This window comes from Achromobacter sp. JD-1, from assembly GCF_038594925.1.
Taxonomy (GTDB): domain Bacteria; phylum Pseudomonadota; class Gammaproteobacteria; order Burkholderiales; family Burkholderiaceae_B; genus Achromobacter; species Achromobacter spanius_C.
In genome coordinates this window covers 433,726-458,587 of the sequence record NZ_JBCGCS010000002.1, presented here as the reverse complement: position 1 = coordinate 458,587, position 24,862 = coordinate 433,726, and the positions used below count along the sequence as shown (strand labels likewise).

The 24,862-nt window shown below is 63.8% G+C and carries 23 protein-coding genes; 16 read left to right on the top strand and 7 right to left on the bottom strand.

Annotation, left to right across the window (positions count from 1 at the left end; translation table 11 throughout):
* Positions 1-63 precede the first annotated feature (63 nt).
* From WBR68_RS05335 to WBR68_RS05325, 3 genes are all read left to right on the top strand, one after another.
* On the top strand, positions 64-513 hold the full coding sequence (locus tag WBR68_RS05335; protein ID WP_167401066.1) for an acyl-CoA thioesterase: 450 nt from the start codon (positions 64-66) through the stop codon (positions 511-513).
* A 269-nt stretch (positions 514-782) separates the two neighbouring features.
* Positions 783-1,481 (top strand): CoA transferase subunit A, encoded by a 699-nt coding sequence (locus WBR68_RS05330; RefSeq protein WP_050447666.1) that lies wholly within the window; start codon positions 783-785, stop codon positions 1,479-1,481.
* Between the two features lie 12 nt (positions 1,482-1,493).
* On the top strand, positions 1,494-2,144 hold the full coding sequence (locus tag WBR68_RS05325) for a CoA transferase subunit B (RefSeq protein ID WP_050447667.1): 651 nt from the start codon (positions 1,494-1,496) through the stop codon (positions 2,142-2,144).
* A gap of 48 nt (positions 2,145-2,192) precedes the next feature.
* Here the strand turns inward: WBR68_RS05325 and WBR68_RS05320 are convergent, their stop codons facing one another.
* On the bottom strand, positions 2,193-2,645 hold the full coding sequence (locus WBR68_RS05320) for a GNAT family N-acetyltransferase (protein WP_050447668.1): 453 nt from the start codon (positions 2,643-2,645) through the stop codon (positions 2,193-2,195).
* A gap of 182 nt (positions 2,646-2,827) precedes the next feature.
* On the opposite strand from WBR68_RS05320, the gene WBR68_RS05315 reads away from it, so the two are divergent.
* From WBR68_RS05315 to WBR68_RS05275, 9 genes are all read left to right on the top strand, one after another.
* On the top strand, positions 2,828-3,703 hold the full coding sequence (locus WBR68_RS05315; protein WP_050447669.1) for a MurR/RpiR family transcriptional regulator: 876 nt from the start codon (positions 2,828-2,830) through the stop codon (positions 3,701-3,703).
* Positions 3,700-4,680: an isoaspartyl peptidase/L-asparaginase family protein gene (locus WBR68_RS05310; RefSeq protein ID WP_230693657.1), complete on the top strand. Its 981-nt coding sequence runs from the start codon at positions 3,700-3,702 to the stop codon at positions 4,678-4,680. Before WBR68_RS05315 ends, WBR68_RS05310 begins: the two co-directional genes overlap by 4 nt.
* 39 nt (positions 4,681-4,719) lie before the next feature.
* Positions 4,720-6,606, top strand: a complete 1,887-nt coding sequence (locus tag WBR68_RS05305) for a dipeptide ABC transporter ATP-binding protein (RefSeq protein ID WP_050447671.1) — start codon at positions 4,720-4,722, stop codon at positions 6,604-6,606.
* Between the two features lie 66 nt (positions 6,607-6,672).
* Positions 6,673-8,226 carry a glutathione ABC transporter substrate-binding protein GsiB gene (gene gsiB / locus WBR68_RS05300; RefSeq protein ID WP_050447672.1) on the top strand — a complete coding sequence of 518 codons (1,554 nt, stop codon included), beginning with the start codon at positions 6,673-6,675 and terminating at the stop codon, positions 8,224-8,226.
* A gap of 89 nt (positions 8,227-8,315) precedes the next feature.
* A complete protein-coding gene (gsiC, locus tag WBR68_RS05295) occupies positions 8,316-9,236 on the top strand; it encodes a glutathione ABC transporter permease GsiC (protein ID WP_050447673.1) in 921 nt (306 codons plus the stop codon).
* 7 nt (positions 9,237-9,243) lie between these two features.
* Entirely contained in the window at positions 9,244-10,143 is a 900-nt protein-coding gene (gene gsiD, locus WBR68_RS05290; protein WP_050447674.1) for a glutathione ABC transporter permease GsiD, read from the top strand.
* 109 nt (positions 10,144-10,252) lie between these two features.
* Positions 10,253-11,347, top strand: coding sequence for a DmpA family aminopeptidase (locus WBR68_RS05285; RefSeq protein WP_230693656.1), 1,095 nt, complete (start codon positions 10,253-10,255; stop codon positions 11,345-11,347).
* A gap of 20 nt (positions 11,348-11,367) precedes the next feature.
* Positions 11,368-12,213: a M55 family metallopeptidase gene (locus tag WBR68_RS05280; RefSeq protein WP_230693655.1), complete on the top strand. Its 846-nt coding sequence runs from the start codon at positions 11,368-11,370 to the stop codon at positions 12,211-12,213.
* Positions 12,214-12,227: 14 nt separating this feature from the next.
* Positions 12,228-14,024, top strand: a complete 1,797-nt coding sequence (locus WBR68_RS05275; protein WP_230693654.1) for an aminopeptidase P family protein — start codon at positions 12,228-12,230, stop codon at positions 14,022-14,024.
* 490 nt (positions 14,025-14,514) lie between these two features.
* On the opposite strand, the gene WBR68_RS05270 is transcribed toward WBR68_RS05275, so the two are convergent.
* Positions 14,515-15,504: a hypothetical protein gene (locus WBR68_RS05270; protein WP_230693653.1), complete on the bottom strand. Its 990-nt coding sequence runs from the start codon at positions 15,502-15,504 to the stop codon at positions 14,515-14,517.
* A gap of 219 nt (positions 15,505-15,723) precedes the next feature.
* On the opposite strand from WBR68_RS05270, the gene WBR68_RS05265 reads away from it, so the two are divergent.
* The 4 genes from WBR68_RS05265 (at position 15,724) to ftsB (ending at position 19,627) form a co-directional block, all read left to right on the top strand.
* The gene (locus WBR68_RS05265; RefSeq protein WP_050447679.1) at positions 15,724-17,376 is read left to right on the top strand and encodes a CTP synthase; all 1,653 of its coding nucleotides are present in this window, start codon (positions 15,724-15,726) and stop codon (positions 17,374-17,376) included.
* A 202-nt stretch (positions 17,377-17,578) separates the two neighbouring features.
* Positions 17,579-17,863, top strand: coding sequence for a DUF1330 domain-containing protein (locus WBR68_RS05260; protein WP_050447680.1), 285 nt, complete (start codon positions 17,579-17,581; stop codon positions 17,861-17,863).
* A gap of 4 nt (positions 17,864-17,867) precedes the next feature.
* Positions 17,868-19,154 carry a phosphopyruvate hydratase gene (eno, locus tag WBR68_RS05255; protein ID WP_050447681.1) on the top strand — a complete coding sequence of 429 codons (1,287 nt, stop codon included), beginning with the start codon at positions 17,868-17,870 and terminating at the stop codon, positions 19,152-19,154.
* Positions 19,155-19,225: 71 nt separating this feature from the next.
* Entirely contained in the window at positions 19,226-19,627 is a 402-nt protein-coding gene (ftsB, locus tag WBR68_RS05250; protein WP_230693652.1) for a cell division protein FtsB, read from the top strand.
* Between the two features lie 11 nt (positions 19,628-19,638).
* On the opposite strand, the gene WBR68_RS05245 is transcribed toward ftsB, so the two are convergent.
* From WBR68_RS05245 to WBR68_RS05225, 5 genes are all read right to left on the bottom strand, one after another.
* A complete protein-coding gene (locus WBR68_RS05245; protein WP_230693651.1) occupies positions 19,639-20,370 on the bottom strand; it encodes a pilus assembly protein in 732 nt (243 codons plus the stop codon).
* An 89-nt stretch (positions 20,371-20,459) separates the two neighbouring features.
* Positions 20,460-21,389: an Hsp33 family molecular chaperone HslO gene (gene hslO, locus WBR68_RS05240; RefSeq protein WP_127183765.1), complete on the bottom strand. Its 930-nt coding sequence runs from the start codon at positions 21,387-21,389 to the stop codon at positions 20,460-20,462.
* 72 nt (positions 21,390-21,461) lie between these two features.
* Positions 21,462-21,983, bottom strand: coding sequence for a gamma carbonic anhydrase family protein (locus WBR68_RS05235; protein WP_050447685.1), 522 nt, complete (start codon positions 21,981-21,983; stop codon positions 21,462-21,464).
* 3 nt (positions 21,984-21,986) lie between these two features.
* Entirely contained in the window at positions 21,987-23,849 is a 1,863-nt protein-coding gene (locus tag WBR68_RS05230; protein ID WP_370641193.1) for an acyl-CoA synthetase, read from the bottom strand.
* A 129-nt stretch (positions 23,850-23,978) separates the two neighbouring features.
* Positions 23,979-24,851 (bottom strand): UDP-2,3-diacylglucosamine diphosphatase, encoded by an 873-nt coding sequence (locus WBR68_RS05225; protein WP_127183766.1) that lies wholly within the window; start codon positions 24,849-24,851, stop codon positions 23,979-23,981.
* Between the last annotated feature and the right edge of the window lie 11 nt (positions 24,852-24,862).

Sequence of the window (24,862 nt, the reverse complement as noted above, 5' to 3'; positions counted from 1 at the left end):
GATTGTATTGCAGGCGGAGGCCGTGCATGCCTTCGTATTTCTTTTAGCCTTCAGGAGTAATCGGTGAACCCGGACAATCTGTCTGCGCGGATTCTGGCGGTGGGCGATACCCATCAGGTGGAATTGCCCTTGCGTTGGGGCGACTCAGACGCCTTGAATCATCTGAACAACACGCTGTATTTCCGCCTCATGGAAGAGGCTCGCATGCAGATCCTGTACGACGCGGGCTTCGAGCTGCCCGCTGACAACGGCGCCATCCTGGCCCACGCGTCTTGCGATTTCCTGCGCCCGCTGACCTATCCGGCCACGGTTCGCGTCATCCACAAGGTCACGCGCATTGGCCGTTCCAGCGCGGAATTCGAGCTGTTGCTGGAGAAGGTCGGCGACGACGCCGGCCCCTATGCGCGCGGACGCAACGTGCTAGTCTGGATGGACTACGTGGCCAATACGTCCGCACCGTGGCCGCCCGAAGTGCTGGCGCAGATGGCCACGCAATTTCAGGCGGCCGCTTGAGACGCTGCTTGAGATTAGGGGCGCGGAATCGCCCGTCATGCCGTTAAAATCAAGCGCAAAATCACAAGAGAAATAAAGGGGCGCGCCACCCTCGGCGCCGCGACCCAGAGACATCGGGCAGTATCGTGATGCCATCTGGGGCCGACGCCGGCAGCCGCGCTCCAAGGAAAAACAGGGCTTTCCCCGATTTTCTTGTTCCCCCATGGGACACACCGCGCAAGCGGCGGGGCGGGCTCTCTTCGGTTAGACCTTAACTAGGAGTTGGAGCGATGGACAAGGTTTTTGCAAGCGCCCAGGAGGCGCTGGCAGGCATCGTCAAGGACGGTCAGATGATCGCCGTGGGCGGTTTCGGCCTTTGCGGTATTCCCGAGGCCCTGATCGCCGCGCTGCGCGATTCGGGCGTGAAGGACCTGACCTGCGTCAGCAACAATGCGGGCGTCGACGGCTTTGGCTTGGGCCAGTTGCTGAACACGCGCCAGGTGCGCAAGATGATCGCGTCCTACGTGGGCGAAAACAAGGAATTCGAACGCCAATACCTGTCGGGCGAACTTGAGCTTGAGTTCACCCCGCAGGGCACGCTGGCCGAGAAGCTGCGCGCTGGTGGCGCCGGCATTCCCGCCTTTTTCACCCGCACCGGCGTGGGCACCATCGTGGCCGACGGCAAGGAAATCCGCGAGTTCGACGGCCAGCAATACGTGATGGAACGTTCGCTGACGCCGGACGTGTCGCTGGTCAAGGCGCACATTGCCGACCGCAGCGGCAACCTGGTGTTCCGCAAGACGGCCCGCAACTTCAACCCGAACGTCGCCATGGCCGGCAAGTTCACGGTGGTTGAAGTCGAAGAAATCGTTGACACCGGCAGCCTGGATCCCGATCAGATCCACCTGCCCGGCATCTATGTGCAACGGATCGTGCTGAACACGACGCCGGAAAAGCGCATCGAACAACGCACCACTCGCCCGGCCTAAGGAGAAGACGACATGGCATGGTCCCGCGATGAAATGGCCGCGCGCGCCGCGCGCGAGCTGCAAGACGGTTTTTATGTGAACCTGGGTATCGGCCTGCCGACCCTGGTGGCCAACCACGTGCCCAAGGGTGTTGAGGTGTGGCTGCAATCCGAGAACGGCCTGCTGGGCATTGGCCCGTTCCCCACTGACGCCGAAGTCGACGCTGACCTGATCAACGCCGGCAAGCAGACGGTGACGACGCTGCCCGGCTCGTCGATCTTCTCGTCCGCCGATTCGTTTGCAATGATCCGCGGCGGCAAGATCAACCTGGCCATCCTGGGCGCGATGCAGGTGTCCGAAAAGGGCGACCTGGCCAACTGGATGATTCCCGGCAAGATGGTCAAGGGCATGGGCGGCGCGATGGACCTGGTGGCCGGCGTTGGCCGCGTCGTGGTCCTGATGGAACACGTGGCCAAGAAGAAGGACGGCACCGAAGACATCAAGCTGCTGCCCGAATGCAACCTGCCGCTGACTGGCGTGGGGGTGGTCGACCTGATCATCACCGACCTGGGCGTGATGGAAGTCACGGAAAATGGCTTGAAGCTGCTGGAAACGGCTCCCGGCGTAACCGTCGACGAAATCCAGTCCAAAACCCTGGCCAAGCTAGACGTCTCGGCACTGTAACGACAACGCCCCGCAAGGGGCGTTTTTTTTCATGCGTGCGCGCCGGGCCTACGCCAACCGCATCCCCACATGCGGAATCCCGTCTTCCATATATTCCTCGGTCACCTGCACAAACCCGTGCCCGCCGTAGTACCCCCGCAGTCGGGCCTGCGCACCCAAGTACATCGCACGCCCCGGCCAACACCTGCGCACCTCCGCCATCGCATGGCGTATCAACTCATGCCCCAGCCCCTGACCTCGCGTCCAGGGCGCGCTGATAACCCGGCCGATCTCGATATCACCATTCTTATTCAGTGACGGATCCAGAATCCGGCAATACGCCGCCAACTGACCGTCCTGCCAGGCCATCAAGTGCGAAGTCTGCCCGACCAGATCCTTTCCATCGATGTCCTGAAAGATGCATTCCTGCTCAACGACAAACACTTCGGTGCGTAGCTGGAGAATCGCGTAGATCTCCGCAACGGTCAGCTCCTGGTGGGGCTTACAGATCCAATTGGGCATGGCGGCATTCCAAGGCAAGAAAAGAGGCGCCAATAGCGTACCTCAAACCGACCCCGTTTCTTTTCGCCCACCGTTACATAAATTCACGGGTATACCCTTAGTATGAAAAGGAATTTTCTTATTTAAAATTTGCGTGTAAACAGATTTACACAAACACCCGCTAAGACGCACTCCCAAAAAAGATGACCAAGGCCGTACTGTCGATCGCTGATCGGATCGCCCGGGCTCAGCCCGCGCTGAGCCGGACTCAGCACAAGATGGCCGAATACGTGCTGGCGCATCAATTCCGCGTGGCCACCATGACCATCGACGAATTCGCCGTAGCGGTCGGCGTGTCGGTGGCAACGGCCAACCGTTTTGCGCGCGCCCTGGACTTGCCGGGCTACCCGCAGTTTCGCGCCGAGCTGGCTCGCGGCTTCGAAGCCGCGCTGGAACCCGTGGAAAAGCTGCGCACCGAATTGGCGCATTCCGCCAGCGCCGTGCAGATCTTTGCCGCCACGCTTGAAGAAGACATCCGCAACGCCCAGCGCAACTTGCAGGCGCTGGACTCGGGCGCCTGTGAGCAGGCGGTGCAAGCCATCCTGGCCGCCGACCGCGTCTTCATCATCGGTTTCGGGGCCAGCGGTTTCCTGGCCGGCCTGCTGCAACGTGGCCTGTGCATGCACCTGCGCTCCGTCGAGTCGCTGGCCGGGCCGGGCGGCGTGTCGCACGCGGCGCGCCAGATGTCGCGCATGACCGACAAGGACCTGGTCATTGCCATTGGCTTTCCCCGTTATCTGGCCGACACCGTGACCTTGGCCGCCGCTGCCAAGCAGGCGGGCGTGCCGGTGTTGGTGCTGACCGACAAGCCCACCTCGCCCTTGGCGCCCACGGCCTCCGTCGTGCTGTACGCGTACTCGGCGCGCCAGTTGATCCCCAATTCCGAAACCGCCGCGCTGGGTTTGATCGAAGCCCTGTCCGCCGCGGTGGCCTATCGGGCCGAGAATTCCGTTGCGGCAGCCGCTGGGGTGACCCAGTCCGTGATGCCGTGGCTTATCCATGGAGTAGGTAAACGATGATTCAACCCGTGATTGCCATTCACGGTGGCGCCGGCGCGATGTCCCGCGCGGCCATGTCGCCCGAGAAAGAACAGGAATACCTGGCCGCCCTGGAGTCCATCCTGACAGCCGGCCAGGCCGTGCTGGCCCGTGGCGGCAGCGCCCTGGACGCCGTGACCGAAGCCGTGCGCCTGCTGGAAGACTGCCCCTTGTTCAATGCCGGCCACGGCGCCGTGTTCACCAGCGCGGCCACGCATGAATTGGACGCGTCCATCATGGACGGCTCCACGCTGCGTTCGGGCGCCATCGCCAACGTGAACTGCGTGCGCAACCCGATTTTCGCGGCGCGCCGTGTCATGGAAAACAGCAAGCACGTGTTCTTCGTGGGCGAGGGCGCCGAAGCCTTCGCCAAGGCTGAAGGCCTGGAAATCGTTGACCCCTCGTACTTTTCGACCGAGGCTCGCCGCGAACAATTGCTGCGTGTGCAGCGCGAAACGCCGGACGCCGCCGTGCTGGACCATGACGGCCAAGCCATGGTTGCGCGCGGCCAGCCCGCGCCAGCCGACCCGCTGGACGCCGACAAGAAGTTCGGCACGGTGGGCGCGGTGGCCGTGGATGCAGAGGGCAACGTGGCCGCTGCCACGTCGACCGGCGGCATCACCAACAAGCAGGTCGGCCGCGTGGGCGATGCGCCCATGATCGGCGCCGGCACCTACGCCAGCAACAAGACTTGCGCCGTGTCCACCACGGGTACCGGCGAGATGTTCATCCGCATGGTCGCCGCTTACGACGTGGCGGCCCAGATGGAGTATTGCGGGGCGTCGCTGCAAGAAGCAGCCGACCGCGTCGTGATGGAAAAACTGCCCACTATTGGCGGCAAGGGCGGCCTGGTGGCCGTTGACGCCCAGGGCAATGTGGCCTTGCCGTTCAACACGGAAGGTATGTATCGAGGTTACGCCCGCGTTGGCGAAAAGCCGGTCACCGCCATCTACCGATGAGCGTGGCGGGTTCTGTTTTGATTTTGGGGATTAATAAAGATGGTTGATCGCGCAAACAGCCTGGCGCTGCCGGAAAACCGCGTGGTCCAGGTCGACGACCTGACAGTGCGCTTCGTGGGTTCGGAGCGCACGGTCGAAGCCGTGCGCAACTTGTCGTTCCATGTGGACCGGGGTGAAACCCTGGCCATCGTGGGCGAATCGGGTTCGGGCAAGTCGGTAACGTCCCTGGCCCTGATGCGTCTGGTGGAACATGGCGGCGGCCGTATCGCCCAGGGCCGCATGGCGCTGCGTCGCCGTAACGGCTCCGTGATCGATCTGGCCGGATCCAGCCAACGCGTCATGCGCAATGTGCGCGGCGCCGACATGGCCATGATCTTCCAGGAGCCGATGACGTCCTTGAACCCGGTGTTCACCGCCGGCGACCAGATTGCCGAGTCGATCCGCCAGCACCAGGGCAAGGACGCCGCCGCCGCTCGCGCCGAAGCGCTGCGCATGCTGGAGCAGGTGCGCATTCCGGAAGCCAAGTCGGTGCTGGACCGCTACCCGCATCAACTCTCGGGCGGCATGCGTCAACGCGTGATGATCGCCATGGCGCTGGCCTGCAAGCCGGCGCTGCTGATTGCCGACGAACCCACCACCGCGCTGGACGTCACCATCCAGGCGCAGATCCTGCAACTGATCCGTCAGTTGCAGGAAGAAATGCACATGGGCGTGGTGTTCATCACCCACGACATGGGCGTGGTGGCCGAAGTGGCCGACCGCGTTCTGGTGATGTATCGCGGCGACAAGGTCGAGGAAGGCCCGTCGGAACAGGTGTTCGCCGAGCCGCGCCACAGCTACACCAAGGCGCTGCTGTCCGCCGTGCCGAAGCTGGGCGCGATGGAAGGCACCGACTTGCCCGCGCGTTTCCCCTTGCTGCAAGTGGAAGGCCAGGTGCAGCCCGTGGCGGAGCCCGGCATTGCCAGCACGCAGGAAGTGCCGGCCGCCAAGCGCGAGCCGATTCTTTCCGTGCGCAACCTGGTGACCCGCTTCGACCTGCGCGGCGGCATCCTCAGCCGCGTGCAACGCCGCGTGCATGCGGTGGAGAAGGTCAGCTTCGACCTGTACCCCGGCGAAACGCTGTCGTTGGTGGGGGAATCCGGTTGCGGCAAGTCCACCACCGGCCGCTCGCTGCTGCGCCTGGTGGAAAGCCAGGGCGGCGAGATCAAGTTCGGTGGCCGCGACATCGTCAGCCTGAAGAACAACGAATTGCAATCCCTGCGCCGCGACATCCAGTTCGTGTTCCAGGACCCGTTTGCGTCGCTGGACCCGCGCGTGACCGTCGGCTTTTCCATCATGGAGCCGCTGCTGGTGCACGGCGTGGCCAAGGGCAAGGAAGCCGAACGCCGCGTGGCCGATCTGCTTGAGCGCGTGGGCATGCCGCCTGAAATGGCGCAGCGCTACCCGCATGAATTCTCGGGCGGCCAACGCCAGCGCATCTGCATCGCGCGCGCGCTGGCGCTGAACCCCAAGGTGGTGATCGCGGACGAATCCGTGTCGGCGCTGGACGTGTCCATCCAGGCGCAGATCGTGAACCTGCTGATCGACCTGCAACGCGACATGGGCATTTCGTTCCTGTTCATTTCGCACGACATGGCCGTGGTGGAGCGCGTGAGCCACCGCGTGGCGGTCATGTACCTGGGCCAGATCGTTGAGATCGGCCCGCGCCGCGCCATCTTCGAAAACCCGCAGCACCCGTACACCAAGAAGCTGATGTCGGCCGTGCCGATCGCCGATCCGGCGCGCCGTCACCTCAAGCGCACCTTGTTGTCCGATGAAATTCCCAGCCCGATCCGCAAGCTCGGCGACGAGCCCGTGGTGCAGCCGCTGGTGCAGGTTGGAACCGATCACTTCGTTGCCCGCCATGCGGTCGGCGGCGCGTATTGATTCCGTTGTCGTACTTGTTTTTCTTCCACCAAACCCCCTAATTCCAATTTGGAACCAGGAGTTGCAATGATGAAAGTTCTGCGCCCCACCAAGCTGATGGCCGCCGCCGCGGTGGCCTTCGGTGTGCTCACTTCGCCGTTGGCGCACGCGTCCAAGGACGTGACGTTTGCCGTCTCCATCGCACTGGAAACGCTTGATCCGTACAACACCAACAGCACCCTGAACCAGGCTGCCGGCAAGGCCTACTACGAAGGCCTGTTCGAATTCGACAAAGACCTGAAGATCCAGAAGGTGCTGGCCACCGACTACTCGGTCAGCGAAGACGGCCTGGTCTACACGTTCAAGCTGCGTCCCGGCGTGAAGTTCCACGACGGCACCGACTTCAACGCCGAAGCGGTCAAGATCAACTTCGATCGTCCGTCCAACCCGGACAATCGCCTGTCGCGCTACATCCAGTTCAGCGTCATCGACAAGACCGAAGTGGTTGACCCGATGACCGTCAAGATCACGCTGAAGAAGCCGTTCTCGGCCTTCATCAACGCGCTGGCCCACCCGGCCGCCATGATGATCTCGCCGGCCGCCCTGGCCAAGTACGGCAAGGAAATCGGTTTCCACCCGGTGGGCACCGGCCCGTTCGAATTCGTCGAATGGAAGCCGGCTGAATACCTGAAGGTCAAGAAGTTCGACGGCTACTGGAAGAAGGGCTACCCCAAGGTCGACACGCTGACCTTCCGTACCGTGACCGACAACAACACCCGCGCCGCCGTGGTGCAGACGGGCGAAGCGCAGTTCGCTTTCCCGGTGCCGTTCGAACAAGCCGCCGTGCTGAAGAAGAACGACAAGCTGGACGTGGTCGATCACCAGAACTCGATCATGGCACGCTACCTGTCGATGAACACGCAGCAAAAGCCGTTCGACAACGTCAAGGTGCGTGAAGCCATCAACTACGCCATCAACAAGGAAGCCCTGGCCAAGGTCGCTTTCTCGGGCTATGCCACCGTCGTTGACGGCGTGGTGCCCAAGGGTGTGGACTACGCGCACAAGACCGGCCCGTGGCCGTATGACCTGAAGAAGGCCAAGGCCCTGCTGGCTGAAGCCGGCTACCCCAACGGCTTTGAAAGCACCCTGTGGTCCGCCTATAACGACGGCACCTCGGTGAAGGTGGTTCAGTTCCTGCAGCAGCAGCTGGCGCAAGTCGGCATCAAGGTGCAAGTGGAAGTGCTGGAATCGGGTCAGCGCGTGCAGCGTGTGCAGCAAGTGCAGAAGCCGGAAGACGCCAAGGTTCGCATGTACTACGCGGGCTGGTCGTCCTCGACCGGTGAAGCCGACTGGGGCCTGCGTCCGCTCTTGACCACCCCCGCTTTCCCGCCCGTGCTGAACAACGTGTCCTACTACTCGAACAAGACGGTTGACGCCGGCGTTCAAGAAGCTCTGGCCACGACCGACCGCGCCAAGAAGACGGAAATCTACAAGAACGTTCAGGAAACCATCTGGAAGGACGCCCCGTGGGCCTTCCTGGTGACCCAGAACAACCTGTATGTGAAGTCGAAGAACCTGTCGGGCGTGTATGTGGAACCGGACACCTCGTTCTGGTTCGGCGACATCGACCTGAAGCAGTAAACCTAGCAGTCACTCTCGGGGCCTTCGGGCCCTTGTAAGGCCACATTCGGCGGGGGCGCGGTGTCCCCGCCGATGTTGCAGGAATTTCAATGCTGACCTACATCGTCAAACGTCTTCTGGGCATGATCCCCACGCTGCTGCTGGTAGCCGTGGTCGTGTTCCTGTTTGTGCACATGCTTCCGGGCGACCCGGCGCGACTGGCCGCGGGCCAGGAGGCCGACCAGCAAACGGTCGAGCTGGTGCGCAAGGAACTTGGGCTGGATCTGCCCCTGCCGCAGCAGTTCGTGCGCTACTTCAGCAACATGCTGCAAGGCGACCTGGGTACCTCGCTGCGTACCAAGCGGCCCGTCTCGACCGAAATTTCCGACCGCTTCATGCCCACGCTGTGGTTGACGCTCGCCAGCATGGCGTGGTCAGTCACCTTCGGCATGATCATCGGCATTGTCTCGGCGGTCTGGCGCAATCGCTGGCCCGACCGTCTGGGCATGACACTGGCGGTGTCAGGCATTTCTTTCCCCGCCTTCGCGCTGGGCATGATGCTGATGCAGGTGTTTTCCGTGAACCTGGGCTGGCTGCCGACCGTGGGCGCCTCCAGCTGGAAACATTACATCCTGCCGTCCCTCACGCTGGGCGCCGCGGTGGCCGCCGTCATGGCGCGCTTTACCCGCGCTTCGTTTGTGGAAGTCATCCAGGAAGACTTCGTACGCACGGCCCGGGCCAAGGGCCTGACCGAGCGCCGCGTCGTCATCAAGCATGCGCTGCGCAACGCGCTGATTCCGGTTGTCACCATGATGGGTCTGCAATTCGGCTTCTTGCTGGGCGGCTCGATCGTGGTCGAAACCGTCTTCAACTGGCCCGGCCTTGGCCGCCTGCTGGTTGACGCCGTGACCCAACGCGACTATCCGGTGATTCAGGGCCTGGTGCTGCTGTTCTCGCTGGAATTCATCCTGATCAACCTGATTGTCGACGTGCTCTATGGCGTCATCAATCCCAGCATCCGTTACAAGTGAGGCGGCCATGAGCAATACGACACCCGCCACGACCATCGCCGCCGTTCCGAAGAACGACGTGCGTACGCCCGCCACCGAGTTCTGGCGCAAATTCAAGAAGCAGAAGCTGGGCGTGGGCGCCGGCATCTTCGTGCTGCTGCTGGTGGTGGTCGCGGCCTTCGCGCCGTGGATCGTGCCCTTCGACGCCGAAAACTTCTTCGACTACGACGCGCTGAACGCCGGCCCGTCGCTGACCCACTGGCTGGGCGTGGATTCGCTGGGCCGCGACATCTTCAGCCGCATCGTCATGGGCGCGCGGATTTCGCTGGCCGCGGGCTTCCTGTCGGTGGCCATGGGCGCCATCGTGGGTACGTTCATGGGCTTGATGGCCGGCTACTACGAAGGCTGGTGGGAACGCATCACCATGCGTATCTCGGACGTGCTACTGGCATTTCCGGGCATGCTGCTGGCCATCGGCGTGGTGGCCGTGCTGGGTTCCAGCATGATCAACGTGATCGTGGCCGTGGCCGTGTTCAGCGTGCCGGCGTTTGCCCGCCTGGTGCGCGGCAACACGCTGTCGATCAAGCAGATGACCTACGTCGAAGCGGTCAAGAGCGTGGGCGCGTCCGACTGGACGATCATCATGCGCCACATCCTGCCCGGCACGATCTCGCCGATCGTGGTGTACGGCACGATGCGTATCGGTACGTCGATCATCACCGCCGCCAGCTTGTCGTTCCTGGGCATGGGCGCATCGCCTCCCACGCCGGAGTGGGGCGCCATGCTGAACGAAGCGCGCGCCGATATGGTGATTGCCCCGCACGTGGCCATCTTCCCGGCCCTGGCAATCTTCCTGACGGTGCTGGCCTTCAACCTGCTGGGCGACGGCCTGCGCGACGCGCTCGATCCGAAGATCGATCGCAAGTAAAGCGTCGTTTTTCTCGCCGCCGTCCTCGTTCCACGCGCAACTCGAATTGGTTGCGTGTGAATTGAACGAAGGGCGGCGGCGTTTTGCATTAAGGACCTTGGCGAAAACCATGGACAAACAAGTGCTGGATTTTCCCCGCATTGGCGTGCTGCCGTCGGGACCGCTGGATTCGATTTGCGACGTGGGTGACGTCACCGTCGGACACTGCACACTGGCCGACGGCGCGCAGCAGACCGGCGTCACCGTCGTGCGCCCGCATGCTGGCGACCCCTATCTGGACAAGGTTCCCGCCTCTGCAACCGTGCTGAACGGCTTCGGCAAAAGCACCGGACTGATCCAGGTGCAGGAACTGGGCGTGCTGGAAACGCCCATCGCGCTGACGAACACCTTTGGCGTGGGCACCGTGGCCAACGCGCAGATCCGCCAGGCCATCGCGGCCAACCCGGAGATCGGGCGCGGCATGGCCACCGTGAACCCGCTGGTGTTCGAATGCAATGACGGTTACTTGAACGACATCCAGGCGCTGGCCGTGCAGGAAGCGCATTACGTCGATGCCTACGCCAGCGCCACCAAATCGTTTGCGCAAGGAGCAGTAGGCGCGGGGCGCGGCATGTCGTGCTTTTCATTCAAGGGCGGCATCGGCTCGGCCTCCCGCGTGGCGTCCATCCAACCCGGCTTGCGTTACACCGTCGGCGCGCTGGTGCTGGCCAACTTCGGGCGCTTGCCCAACCTGAGCGTGGCGGGCCGCCCGTTCGGCCGCCGGCTGGCGGACCAGTTGGACCGTGGCCTGGTGCAGCAAGGCGAGAACGCGGCGATCGTGCCGGAGAAGGGCTCGATCATCTTGCTGCTGGCCACCGATGCGCCGCTGGATGCGCGCCAATTGCGCCGCTTGTCGCTGCGCGCAGGCGCGGGCCTGGCGCGCACGGGTTCGGTGTTCGGCCATGGCAGCGGTGACATCGCGCTGGCCTTTTCCACCGCCTACACCGTGCCGCAGCGGGTCGAGCAGCCCATGCCGGCTGTGGCGATGCTGCATGAAACCCGTATCGACCCGCTGTTCGAAGCGGCCGCCGAAGCCTGCGAGCAAGCCATTATTTCCGCGCTGTGGCATGCCGATGCCGTCACCGGGCGCGACGGCCATCACCGCGCGGCCATCCGCGAGGCCGCGCCGCAATGGCGCCAGTGGCTGGCCGACACCGCATTCTGAATTCTTTGAAGGTTGATTCCATGAAGATCCTGATTTCCACCGATATCGAAGGCGTCGCCGGCGTCTTCCACCCCGAGCAGGTCCGCGCCGGCAATGGCGAATACGAGCGTGCCCGCGCCTGGATGACGGCCGAAGCCAACGCCGCCGTGCAAGGTGCATTCGCGGGCGGCGCCGACGAGATCCTGGTCAATGACTCGCATGGCGGGTTTCGCAACCTGCTGCCCGACGGCCTGGACGAGCGCGCCCGCCTGGTGCTGGGCAAGCCGCGCTACCTGGGCATGATGGGCGGGCTGGAAGAGGGCTGCGACGCCGTCTTCATGATTGGCTATCACTCGCGCTCGCAAGGCCGGGGCATCCTGGCGCACACGATCAACAGCTTTGCGTTCGCGCGTGTGTTCATCAACGGCATGGAGCTGGGTGAAGCGGGCCTGTACGGCGCGCTGGCCGGTGAAATGGGCGTGCCGGTGATTTTGGCGACGGGCGACGACGTGTTCATCGCGGAAACCCGCGACACGTTTCCCGGCGCCGAATGGGTGCAGACGAAGGTGGCCCATGGTCAGGGCAGTGGGGTGACCTTGTCGCCAACAGCATCGCGCCACGTCATCGCCGCCGCCGCCGAAACCGCGGTGCGCAAGCTGAAGCAAGACCCCGCCGCTTCCGGCGAGGTGAAATCCGTTCCTTTCCGCATTGCCGCCCCTATAGAATGCCGATTGCAGACGCAGAGCGCGGCCTTGGCCGACCTGTTCTGCATGTGGCCCACGCTGGAACGCGTGGACGGCGTCACCTTGCGATTCACCGTGGATAGCATGCAGTCGGCCGTCCGCACGCTGAACAGCCTGGCCGCCATGTCTTTCATGTTGCGCTAAGGATTCCATCCCCCATGTCTAGCACCGACGCCCGTATCGCCCAATTGCGGCAGGCCATGAGCCGCCGCGGCCTGTCCGCCTATATCGTTCCGTCTTCGGACCCGCACCTGTCCGAGTACCTGCCGGCGCGCTGGCAGGGGCGGCGCTGGCTGTCGGGCTTCACCGGGTCGGTTGGCACGCTGGTCGTCACGGCCGACTTCGCAGGCTTGTGGGTGGACAGCCGCTACTGGGTGCAGGCCGAGGCGCAACTGGCTGGCACCGGCGTGCAGTTGATGAAGATCGCGCTGGCGTCCACGCCGGGTCATGTCGATTGGCTGGCCGCCAACACCCGCGCGGGCGATGTCATCGGCGTTGACGGCCAGGTGCTGGGTCTGGGGGCGTTTCGCGCCTTGTCGGCGGCTGCCGCCAAGTCCGGCGCCACGCTGGAAATCCGGGAAGACCTGCTGGACGAGATCTGGACCGACCGCGCGGGTCTGCCCGACGCGAAGATTTACGAACATGTCGCGCCAGAGGCCTGCGTGGCGCGTGCCGACAAGCTGGCGCAGGTGCGTGACGCCATGCGGGCGCACGGCGCCGATGTGCATTTCATTTGCACCGTGGACGATATCGCGTGGTTGCTGAACCTGCGCGGCGCGGACGTGGATTACAACCCGGTGTTCGTTGGACATGCGCTGATCGGCCTGGACCACGCCACGTTGTTCGTGGCGGACGGCAAGATCGACGACGCACTGCGCGCCACGCTGGCCGCCGATGGCGTCGAAGTGGCCGCGTACGCACAGGCCGCGGACGCCCTGGCTTCGCTGGAACTGGACCAAAAGCTGCTGATTGATCCGGCGCGCGTGACCTGCGGCGTGTTCCACGCCATGGACCCGGCGGTGCCGCGCATTGAAGCGATCAACCCGTCCACCTTGCTGAAGTCGCGCAAGACCGATGCCGAGCTGGCGCATGTGCGGCAAGCGATGGCGCAGGACGGGGCGGCGCTCTGTGAATTCTTTGCCTGGTTCGAAGGCGCACAGGGCAAGGAAACCATTACCGAACTGACGATCGACGAGCAGATCACTGCCGCCCGCGCCCGCCGCCCGGCCTACGTCTGCCCCAGCTTTGCCACCATTGCCGGCTTCAACGCCAATGGCGCCATGCCGCATTACCGCGCCACGCCGGAATCGCACGCCACCATCGAAGGCGATGGCCTGCTGCTGATCGATTCGGGTGGCCAGTACCTGGGCGGCACCACCGACATCACGCGAGTGGTTGCGGTGGGCACGCCCAGCGCCGACCAGAAAGTGGATTTCACGCTGGTGCTCAAGGGCATGATCGCGCTGTCGCGCGCGTCCTTCCCGCGCGGCACGCCGTCGCCCATGCTGGATGCGATTGCGCGTGCGCCCATCTGGGAAGGCGGCGCGGAATACGGCCATGGCACCGGCCACGGCGTGGGCTACTTCCTGAACGTTCACGAAGGCCCGCAGGTAATTTCGTATCGCGCGATGCCGGGGCCGCATACCGCGATGGAGCCGGGCATGATCACGTCGAACGAACCGGGCATCTATCGTCCGGGCCGTTGGGGCGTGCGTATCGAAAACCTGGTCGCCAACCGCAGCTGGCTGACGTCCGAGCTAGGCGAGTTCCTGTGCTTTGAAACGCTGACGCTGTGCCCGATCGACACGCGCTGCATTGAAGTATCGCTGCTGCGCGCCGACGAAATCGCCTGGCTGAACGACTATCACAAGACGGTCTTCGACCGCCTGTCACCCTTGGTCGAAGGCGAAGCCCTGGCCTGGCTGGAACGCAGCACGGCGCCGCTAAACGCGTAAGCACCACGCGGCACCACCCGATGGGTTGCGCGCGGCATGCGGCAATTCATTGCTGCCCAGCCGCGCGCGCTTCACCCATCCTACGATCAGACGTTGCACGCACCCGGTAGGATGGGTGAAGCGCGGCAGGCACTGGGCAAGAAAGAAACAGCCCAACGCGCGCAACCCATCGAGCAACGGTCGAGCGTCAACGGCCCATTGCAAGAACGTCGCATCGCCCGATGGGTTACGCGCGGCATGCGGCAATTCACTGGCTCCCAGCCGTGCGCGCTTCACCCATCCTACGATCAGACGTTGCACGCACCCGGTAGGATGGGTGAAGCGCGGCAGGCACTGGGCAAGAAAGAAACCGCCCAACGCGCGCAACCCATCAGGCAACGGTCGCGCGTCAACGGCTCACCGCAAGAACGCTGCACCGCCCGATGGGTTGCGCGCGGCATGCGGCAATTCACTGATTCCCTGCCGCGCGCGCTTCACCCATCCTACGATCCTACGCAGTGTGCGCCTGGCGATACAGCGCCAGCTTGCCGAGGATGCATCCCACGGCCAGCAGCGCGGCATAAGCCGCCAGTGCCGCCACGCCCGCGCCTATGGATTGAGCCGCGCGCATCAGTTGGCTCCAGCTCATTGCCTGGATGACCAGATAGCCGATGCCGATACCCAGCGCCTGCGCCAGCCAGAACACAATCGTGCCGTGGACCACGGCCCGCCCCGGCCCCACTGCGCCCATCTGGCGCGGCAAAATGTTCAGGCAAACCAGCGTGCACAGCACCAACAGCAGCGCGGGCAGAACCAGATACCCCAACACGAAAGACGGCCAGTCGGCATTTAGAAACAGCATTTGCAGATAGCCGCCCAAGACGATCGACACGGTCAACTGCCAGGCAAGCACGGTCAGGCCGGTGTTCCAGGCCGCGTGGCGCCGATCATAAGCGGGCGCGCCCGCCTGCCCCGTGCGTTGTACGGTCCAGGTGGCGATGCGCACGACCACGAACATACCGGCGATTTCCAACACGACGTTCACGACGCGAAAGAGCACGCCCATGGCGAGAAACTGCCCGGCCAGGTCGATGCCGAACCGCTCGGTCAGCGCGCCGCGTTGCGCCATGAGGAATTGCATTCCGACGTTGTGCAGGTACGCGATGGCGGCCGAGACCATCAAGGTGTAGATCAACTGCAAGGCGATGAAGGTGCCGAACAGCTTGCGCGGTTCGTCCACGGCGGTGGTGTCGTGACGGCGAAGCCAGCCGTGCATCGTGCCCCACACCGTCAGCCCGATCATGACGGCGGACGCCACGATGTTGGTCAGCATGGGCATCAGATACTGAGGCTGGCTGTACATCTCGCGCATCTGCTCGGACTGGGGCAGGCCGAACATCGTGGTGCTTTGCACCAGCGCGGCGTAGACCAGGCGCACGATGACGGCAACAAGCGCCAGGCGCCAGGCAAGCGAAGAGGGGGATCGGGCGGAGGGGATCATCGGCGAGGAGCGAGTGTTGAGAAAAAACAGCACCTGAAAATTAGGGATCGAACATATCACGGCGCTGTTCGCCCACGCGCAAGCGCCGCGTCGTGGGGCTCATTTGAGTGCTGCCAAATGTTACTCGTCACTCGCTAGGGGAAAACCCAAATAACTTCCGCCTCCCGGCTATAATCCAAATTTCCCGCACGCGCCCGCTCGTCCCGGGTGCTCATTACGATGACCAAATACGTATTTGTCACCGGCGGAGTGGTGTCTTCCCTGGGCAAGGGCATCGCCGCTGCGTCGCTCGCCGCCATCCTCGAGTCGCGTGGTTTGCAGGTCACCATGCTGAAGCTCGACCCGTACATCAACGTCGATCCGGGCACGATGAGCCCCTTCCAGCACGGTGAAGTGTTCGTCACCGAAGACGGCGCCGAAACCGATCTGGACCTGGGCCACTACGAGCGTTTCATTTCCGCTCGCATGCACAAGGTGAACAACTTCACCACCGGCCAGATCTACGAATCGGTGCTGCGCAAGGAACGGCGTGGCGACTACCTGGGCAAGACTGTCCAGGTCATTCCGCACATCACCAACGAAATCCAGGACTTCATCGCTCGTGGCGCTGAAGCCGGCTGGAACGGCAACACGGACGTCGCCATTGTCGAAATCGGCGGCACCGTGGGCGACATCGAGTCCCTGCCGTTCCTGGAAGCCGCGCGCCAGATGAGCCTGCGCATGGGCCGCAACAACGCGGCCTTTGTGCATCTGACCCTGGTGCCCTTCATCGCCTCCGCCGGCGAATTGAAAACCAAGCCCACGCAGCACTCGGTGCAGAAGCTGCGCGAAATCGGTATCTATCCGAACGCGCTGCTGTGCCGCGCCGACCGTCCCATTCCGGACGACGAGCGCGCCAAGATCTCGATGTTCTCGAACGTGCCGCTGGACGCCGTCATTTCCGTCTGGGATGCCGATTCCATCTACAAGATTCCCGCCATGCTGCACAAGCAAGGCGTGGACAACATCGTCTGCGAAGCGCTGGGCCTGACCCCGCCGCCGGCCGATCTGTCCATGTGGGACAACCTGGTCGAAGCGCTGGAGCACCCGCAGCATCAATTGACGATCGGCATGGTCGGCAAGTACGTCGACCTGACCGAATCGTACAAGTCGCTGACGGAAGCCCTGGTTCACGCCGGCATCCACACGCGCTCGAAGATCAACATCGAGTACATCGATTCGGAAGACATCGAAACCCGCGGCACCGACCAACTGAAGCATCTGGACGCCATTCTGGTGCCGGGCGGCTTCGGCAAGCGCGGTACCGAGGGCAAGATTGCCGCCATTCGCTTTGCCCGTGAAAACGGCGTGCCCTACCTGGGCATCTGCCTGGGCATGCAGCTGGCCGTCATCGAGTTCGCGCGCCATGTCGCTGGTCTGGGCGGCGCCAACAGCACGGAATTCGACCCGTCGGCGCCTCACCCGGTGGTGGCCCTGATCACCGAATGGATGGACCGCGAAGGCAAGGTCGAAAAGCGCGACAACTCGTCCGACCTGGGCGGCACCATGCGCAAGGGCGCGCAGCGCGTGCCGATCAAGCCGGGCACCCGTGCGCAGACCATCTACGGCGACGAAGTGAACGAGCGTCACCGTCACCGCTACGAGGTCAACAACGTCTACGTGCCGCGCCTGGAAGAGGCCGGCATGGTGATCAGCGCCCGCACGCCGACCGAAAACCTGCCGGAAATGATGGAATTGCCCAACCACCCGTGGTTTGTGGGTGTGCAGTTCCACCCGGAGTTCACGTCTACGCCGCGTGATGGCCACCCGTTGTTCTCCAGCTATATCCGCGCCGCCATCGAGCAGAAGTCTCGCCGCGGTCAGGGGGCGTAATGCGGGTGCGCGGTCTCGAGTTCCGTCAGCGGATCCTCGGGGCCGCGGCCCTGTCCCCCAGCGCCGCCCTATGCGGCGGCGCTGCTTTCGGATACAACCAATTAGCATCGGACAGGTGTCGCCAGGCCGCTTTGCGCGACACTGGCGGCTTCGCCGCATCCGGCGCAATCCCCTTTCAACGCCACTGCTCTGAAGGAACCCCATGAGTGCTTACATCATCGCCGAAGTCACGGTGACCAAGCCCGCGCAATACGAGGACTACAAGCGTCTGTCCACGCTCGCCATGCGCGCGTACGATGCCAAGGTCCTGGTGCGAGGCGGCGAGACCAAGCACCTTGAGGGGCGTAAGCCTGGTCGCACCGTCGTCCTGGAATTTCCGTCCATGACCGCCGCCCAGGCCTTTTACGACTCCTGGCAGTACCGCCGTGCCCGCAACGCCCGCGAGGGCGCGGCTGTCATGAATATGTTTATCGTTCAGGGAATGTAAAGTCATGAGTGCAATCGTCGACATCATCGGCCGCGAGATTCTGGATTCGCGCGGCAACCCCACCGTGGAATGCGATGTGCTGCTGGAATCCGGCGCCATGGGCCGCGCGGCCGTGCCGTCCGGCGCTTCCACCGGTGCCCGCGAAGCCATCGAACTGCGTGACGGCGACAAGGGCCGTTATCTGGGCAAGGGCGTGCTGCGCGCCGTTGAAAATCTGAACACCGAGATCTCCGAAGCCTTGATGGGCCTGGACGCCCAGGAACAGACCTTCGTTGATCGCACCTTGATCGAGCTGGACGGCACGGAGTCCAAGGAACGCCTGGGCGCCAACGCCATCCTGGCGGCCAGCATGGCGGTGGCCCGCGCCGCCGCCGACGAATCCGGCCTGTCGCTGTATCGCTACTTCGGTGGCAGCGGCCCCATGAGCATGCCCGTGCCGATGATGAACGTCATCAACGGCGGCGCGCACGCCAACAACACGCTCGACCTGCAAGAACTGATGATCCTGCCGGTAGGCGCGGGCAGCTTCCGCGAAGCCCTGCGCTGGGGCGCTGAAGTCTTCCACATGCTGAAGAAGCTGATCCACGGCCAGGGCATGTCCACGGCGGTGGGCGACGAGGGCGGTTTCGCCCCCAACGTGCCCAGCCATGAAGCCGCCATTCAACTGATCCTGAAGGCCATCACCGAAGCCGGCTACGAGCCGGGCACGCAGATCGCCCTGGGCCTGGATTGCGCCAGCTCGGAGTTCTACCGCGACGGCAAGTACACGCTGGCCGGCGAAGGCGGCATCTCGCTGTCCTCGCAGGAATTCACCAACCTGCTGGCTACCTGGTGCGACAAGTACCCGATCATCTCCATCGAAGACGGCATGGCCGAAAACGATTGGGACGGCTGGAAGCTGTTGACCGATCAGCTTGGCAAGAAGGTGCAATTGGTGGGCGACGACCTGTTCGTCACCAACACCAAGATTCTGCGTGAAGGCATCCAGAAGGGCGTCGCCAACTCGATCCTGATCAAGATCAACCAGATCGGCACGCTGACCGAAACCTTCGCCGCCATCGAAATGGCCAAGCGCGCCGGCTACACCGCCGTTGTGTCGCACCGCTCGGGCGAAACCGAAGACTCCACCATCGCCGACATCGCCGTGGCGACCAACGCCATGCAGATCAAGACGGGTTCGCTGTCCCGTTCGGATCGCATGGCCAAGTACAACCAGCTTCTGCGCATTGAAGAAGAGCTGGCTGAAGTGGCCTCGTATCCTGGCCTGGAAGCTTTCTACAACCTGCGTTGATGGGAAGCGCGGTGGCAGCGCCTGGCGCCGCCACCGCATCCGCGCCACGACTGCTCTGAGGGTTCTCGCGTATGCGCCTGTTGTTCCTGGTGCTGTTCGTGCTGGTCGGCTTGATCCAATACCCGCTGTGGCTGGGTAAGGGGGGCTGGTTCAAGGTCTGGGATCTGCAACGCCAAGTGGCCGAGCAGCGCGAGACCAACGAAGGCCTGCGCGCGCGCAATGCGGCGCTGGAAGCCGAAGTGCGCGATCTTGAAGGGGGCACCGGAGCCATTGAAGAGCGTGCGCGCGGCGAATTGGGCATGATGCGCGAAGGCGAAGTGTTCGTCTATGTCTTGCCGAAGAATGCGCAGCCGCCCGCTGGCGCCGACGCGCTCACTTCCGACGCGGCGGCCAAGGCGGGTGCGCCCGCGCGCGCTGGCGGGCACGCCGGCAGAGCTCCAGCCAGCCCCACGAGCACCGCCCCACGGCACTGACGGACACCTGTTCAGTTGCAACGGGCCTGGCGGCAGGCGCCGGCCACGATTTCGGCGGGATATCGCCCGCTGTCGGTCCAGTCGACAGGATCTGACTGCATCTCTATCTCCAGTTCAATCTGTATCGGCAGTAAGCCGTGTTGGCGGGCGACGCCGGCGTAGCTGGCGTTGTCGCGCCCTGATGCCGCCAGCACGGCCCGCAGGGGCGCAAGCCAAGGCTTGTGCAGATAGGTCAGGCGCAAAGTCAGTGTGTTGGCCTGGAATATGCTGGGGCCACCCGGGCGCGGCGGCCGGCGGGCGTGTTGCAGATCCTGGTAGCTGTTGTCGATGGTTCGGCGGGCTGGCGCTGCGGGCACGTTCCGTCCGCTGCCGCCATGCTCGCGGAACGCGCGGGCGTTGGGTCCCAGTACTTCGATGCGCCAGGGTGTCAATCCGACTGACTTGCCGAGTTCGGACTGAACGCGCGTCAGTTCCAGACGGGCGCCTGTTTCGCCGTGGGCGCTGGCGTACAAGGGCAGCAGACCGTGAAGAAAAGCGTCGCGCATGGGGATGGGGTCGCCGTGGGCCGTTGCCCCGGCACGAGCCACCTCCATCAGTGCTACATGCGTCATCTGGCGCACGGCTTGCCAGCGCGCGGCTTCGACACCCAGCAGGCCCAGCAGCAGCACCATGGCGCCAGCTACGGCGAATTCAATGGCAGCGGCGCCCCGCTGATGCGGCGCGGCAAAGAAAATGGCGGTCATGGCTGCGCAGTGTGGCGCGGGCATGACCGCCTGTCGATACGGACAATCCGGTGTGATGGAAACGTCCCGTTTGGCGGGACGAGGCAACTTCAGTGCACGGTGGGAGGGACGTCATCAGCCGCGGGCTGATGCGGTGAGAACAACGTGGCGCAGTCGACGGCATCGAATTTGTAGGGTTTGCCGCAGAAATCGCAAGACACGTCCACCTGACCGCGTTCGGCCAGCACGCTATTGACTTCCTCTTCACCCAACGAGCGCAGCATGCTGGCAACGCGTTCGCGAGTGCAAGGGCAGTGCCAGCGCACGGTGGCAGGGTCGAACGCCAGCAGGGTGTCTTCCCAGAACAGGCGATGGATCAGGGTGTCGATATCGGCTTCCAGCACTTCGTCTCGCTTGAGCGTGCTGGCCAGCGCAACGACGCGGTCCCAGGTATCGGCGGCCGCCTGCTCGGTCAGCAGGGGGGCGTCGGTGCCGCCATGGAAAGGCAGGCGCTGCACGAGCATGCCGGCGGCATGGTCGGCGTCGGCGGCCAGCCACAAGCGCGTGTCGAGCTGTTCGGAAGCCTTCATGTAATGCTGCAACGCTTGCGCCACCGTATCGCCTTCCAGCGGCACGATGCCCTGGTAGGTTTGCTGGCCGGGCAGCTTGCGCTGCGGGTCCAGCACCACGATGAAGCGGCCGTTGCCGCCGGGGTTCAGCAGGCTTTGCATGGTGCCGTCGGCGGGCACTTCGTGGCCTTCGCGCACCTTGACGGTGGCGCGCAGGCTCAGGTCTGAACGGCATTCAACCACCAGCAAGGCGATGGGGCCGTCGCCCTGGATCTGCAGCACCAGCGAGCCGTCGAACTTGATGTTGGCGGCAAGCAGGGTGGAGGCGGCGACGAGTTCGCCCAGCAGGTGGGTGATGGCGGGCGGGTAGTCGTGGTTGGCCTGGACGGCCTTCCACGTGGCGTCCAGGCGCACGGCCTGAATGCGAACGCTGCGGTCTTCGGTAAGGTATTTTTTGAGCTGATCGGTCATGGGCGAATGTTAGCCGATCAGGCGGCCCAATTCCCGTGCTGCCAGCAGGGCTTCGGGCGCTGCCCGGGGCGCTCAGGCCAAGCGTTTTAGCGCGGTCTTGTAGTGTTGGCCGCGCGCCACGTAATGAGCGGTATTTTTGTGCAAATTGGCGATTTCCTCTTCCGAGAGTTCGCGCACCACCTTGCCAATGCCGATCACCAGCGAGTTGTCCGGAATGACCCGGCCTTCGGGAATGATCGCGCCCGCGCCGATCAGGCAGTTACGGCCGACCACGGCGTTGTTCAGCACGATGGCCTGCATGCCCACCAGCGCGCCTTCGTGGATGGTGCAGCCGTGCAGCATGGCCTGATGGCCCACCGTGACGTTCGGGCCGATCGTCATGGGACAGCCACTGTCCACATGCAGGACGCTGGATTCCTGGATATTGGTGCCATGGCGGATCAGGATGGCGTCGTTGTCGCCCCGGATCGATACGTGCGACCAGATGCTGACGCCGGCCTCCAGTGTGACGTTGCCGATGAGGTCGGCGCTATCGGCGACGTAGGCGGCGGGGTCGATGTTGGGGGTCAGATCATCAAGCTGGTAAATGGGCATTGCCTAGGTTTCCGATAATTTTTCTGGGCCCGATGGGGCAGGCGCGACGTCCGCGGCCGGGGCGGGTGTCGCGCAAGCGCTGGGCGTGCCGGGCGTGGTGGCGGGTGCAGGCGGCGTGTCGGCCGGGGGTGTAGGGGCAGGCGCGGGCGGCGTGGAGGCCTCGGGCGTTGTGACTGGTGTGGGGGGCGCAGTCGCCCCGGGCGCCGTCGCCACGGCATGGGCGCGCTCTTGTTCGCGTTGGCGCAGGATACGGCGCTGGACCTTGCCGGTTGTGGTCATCGGCAATTCGTCGACGAACTCAATCTCTTTTGGATATTCGTAGGGCGCCAGGCGTTCACGAACATGCTCTTGCAGGTTTTCGATGATGTCGGCACGGTCGCGTTGGACGAATTCGGGCGTCAGCACGACATACGCTTTGACCAGTGCGCCGCGCTCGGCGTCCGGCTTGGGCACCACGGCGGCGTTGGCTACGGCGGGGTGGCCCACCAGGCAGCTTTCGATTTCTCCGGGGCCAATGCGGTAGCCGGCCGACTTGAATACATCGTCGGCACGGCCGGCGTACCAAAGGTAGCCGTCGGCATCGACGGTAGCCAGGTCGCCCGTCAGGCACCAGTCGCCCTTGAACTTGAGCTGGGTGGCAGCTTCATTGCGCCAGTAGCCCAAAAACATGACCGGGTCGGGAAAACCGTGGATGTCCAGCCGGTTAACGGCGATTTCACCGGTTTCGCCCGCTGCGACCGGCTGGCCGTCGTCATTCAGCACCGCCACTTGATGGCCAGGATACGGGCGGCCCATGCTGCCCGCACGGGCCGGCCAGCGCTTCTGGCTATTGCCCACCACGTAGTTCATTTCGGTTTGGCCGAACATCTCGTTGGGCGTCACGCCCAGCGCGGACTGGCACCATTTGAAGACGGTTTCCCCAACGCTTTCCCCCGCGCTCATGATGGAACGCAGCGCCAGTTGATAATGATTGCGCGGCTCGGGTACGGCCTTCATCATCATTTTCAGCGCGGTGGGAAACAGGAAGGTGTTGGTGACCTGGTAGCGCTCCATGAGCTCGAACGCGCGCTCGGGCGAAAAGCGGCCCCGCGTGCCCACGATGGGGTGCCCGAAATACAAGGTCGGCAACAGCGCATCCATCATGCCCCCGGTCCAGGCCCAGTCGGCGGGCGACCAGAACACGTCCCCTGGCTTGGGAAACCAGTCTTGCGAGGCCACGAAACCCGGCAGGTTGCCGATCAGCACGCTATGCGGCAACAGGGCCCCTTTGGGGGCGCCGGTGGTGCCTGACGTGTAGAGCAGGATGGCGGGGTCCGACGAGCGGGTCGCAACGGCCTTGAATTCGCTGGGTTGGCGGGCCAGCAGGCTGCGCCACGGCAGCACGCGCTCATCGGCAAATCCGATGCCGATGATCTGCTGCAGGTTGGGGCAGTTGTCGCTTACCGCCAGCAAGTTGGCGCTGGAAGCGTGGTCCACGATGGCGACTCGCGTTTCGGAGTCGCGCAGACGGCTTTCCAGGGCTTCGGGGCCAAATAGCGTCGACAAGGGCAGTACGACGCCGCCCACGGTGTAGATGGCCATGTGGGCCACCACCGTTTCCGGCCGTTGCCCCAACACCACACCAACGCGGTCGCCGCGGCCCACGCCCATCTTCACCAGGCCGTTGGCCAGTTGATTGACGGCTTCGGCCAGGCGAGCATAGGTCCAGACCTCGCGGTTGCCTGATTCGTCTTCGTAGTAGATGGCGATGCGCCGCGCATCCGGACTACTGGATGCCCAGCGGTGGCAGCACGCTTCCGCGATGTTGAACTGGGTGGGAACCAGCCAGCGGAATGATTGGTAGAGCGCCTGATATTGGTCGTTCATGGCCCTATGTTGTAAGCATGTTGCAGCTGCGTGAACGGACCGGCTCGCCCGTTGGCTCAGATGCAAGCATGACCTAGAGGGCCGTGAACTGCAATATCCCCGTTGCGTAATGGGGACGCATACGGGTTATCACGGGTGTTTGCTTTGGCGGCGCAAGGCAGATGGCAAGGCGGGCAGTGAAAGCGAACGCGGCGGGCGGGTAGAGGGATCGGCTTGCCGTTCCGCCTGGATGGCGGCCCAATCCAGCAATTGCAATTGGCCCTCGTGAGTTTCCGCCAGGGCCGACAGGCTTTCCACCCAGTCGCCGTCATTGCAGTACAGGATGCCGTTGACGTCGCGCAGTTCTGCTTTGTGGATGTGGCCGCAGACCACGCCGTCCAGGCCACGCCGGCGCGCCTCGCCTGCCAGCGCTTCTTCAAAATCCGTGATGAAGGACACCGCGTTCTTGACCTTGTGCTTCAGATACTGCGACAGCGACCAGTAATGCAGGCCCAGCCGGTGGCGCAGCCGGTTGAAATGATGGTTGATCCACAAGGCCAGTTGGTAGAGCCCGTCACCCAGATGCGCCAGCCAGCGGCTGTGCTGGATCACGCCGTCGAACTGGTCGCCATGCAGCACCAGCAGGCGCAACCCCTTGGCGGTGACGTGTACGTCTTCGTCCAGTATTTCAATGTCGCCAAATGCGTAGCCGGCGAATTCCCGCGCGAACTCGTCATGGTTGCCGGGTATGAACACGACCCGCGTGCCATTTCGAGCCTTGCGCAGAATGCGCTGGATGACGTCGTTGTGCGCGCGCGGCCAGTGCCAGTGCTTGCGCAGTTGCCAGCCGTCCACAATGTCGCCCACCAGATACAGGGTGTCCGAATCGTTGTGGTCCAGGAAATCGAGCAGGAATTCCGCCTTGCACCCGGCAGTGCCCAGGTGAATGTCGGAAATCCAGAGGGCGCGCCAATGTGCGGGGCGGATCTCGTTCACGGTCGCTTCCATGTGGGCTGTCGTCATGCCTCGGAATG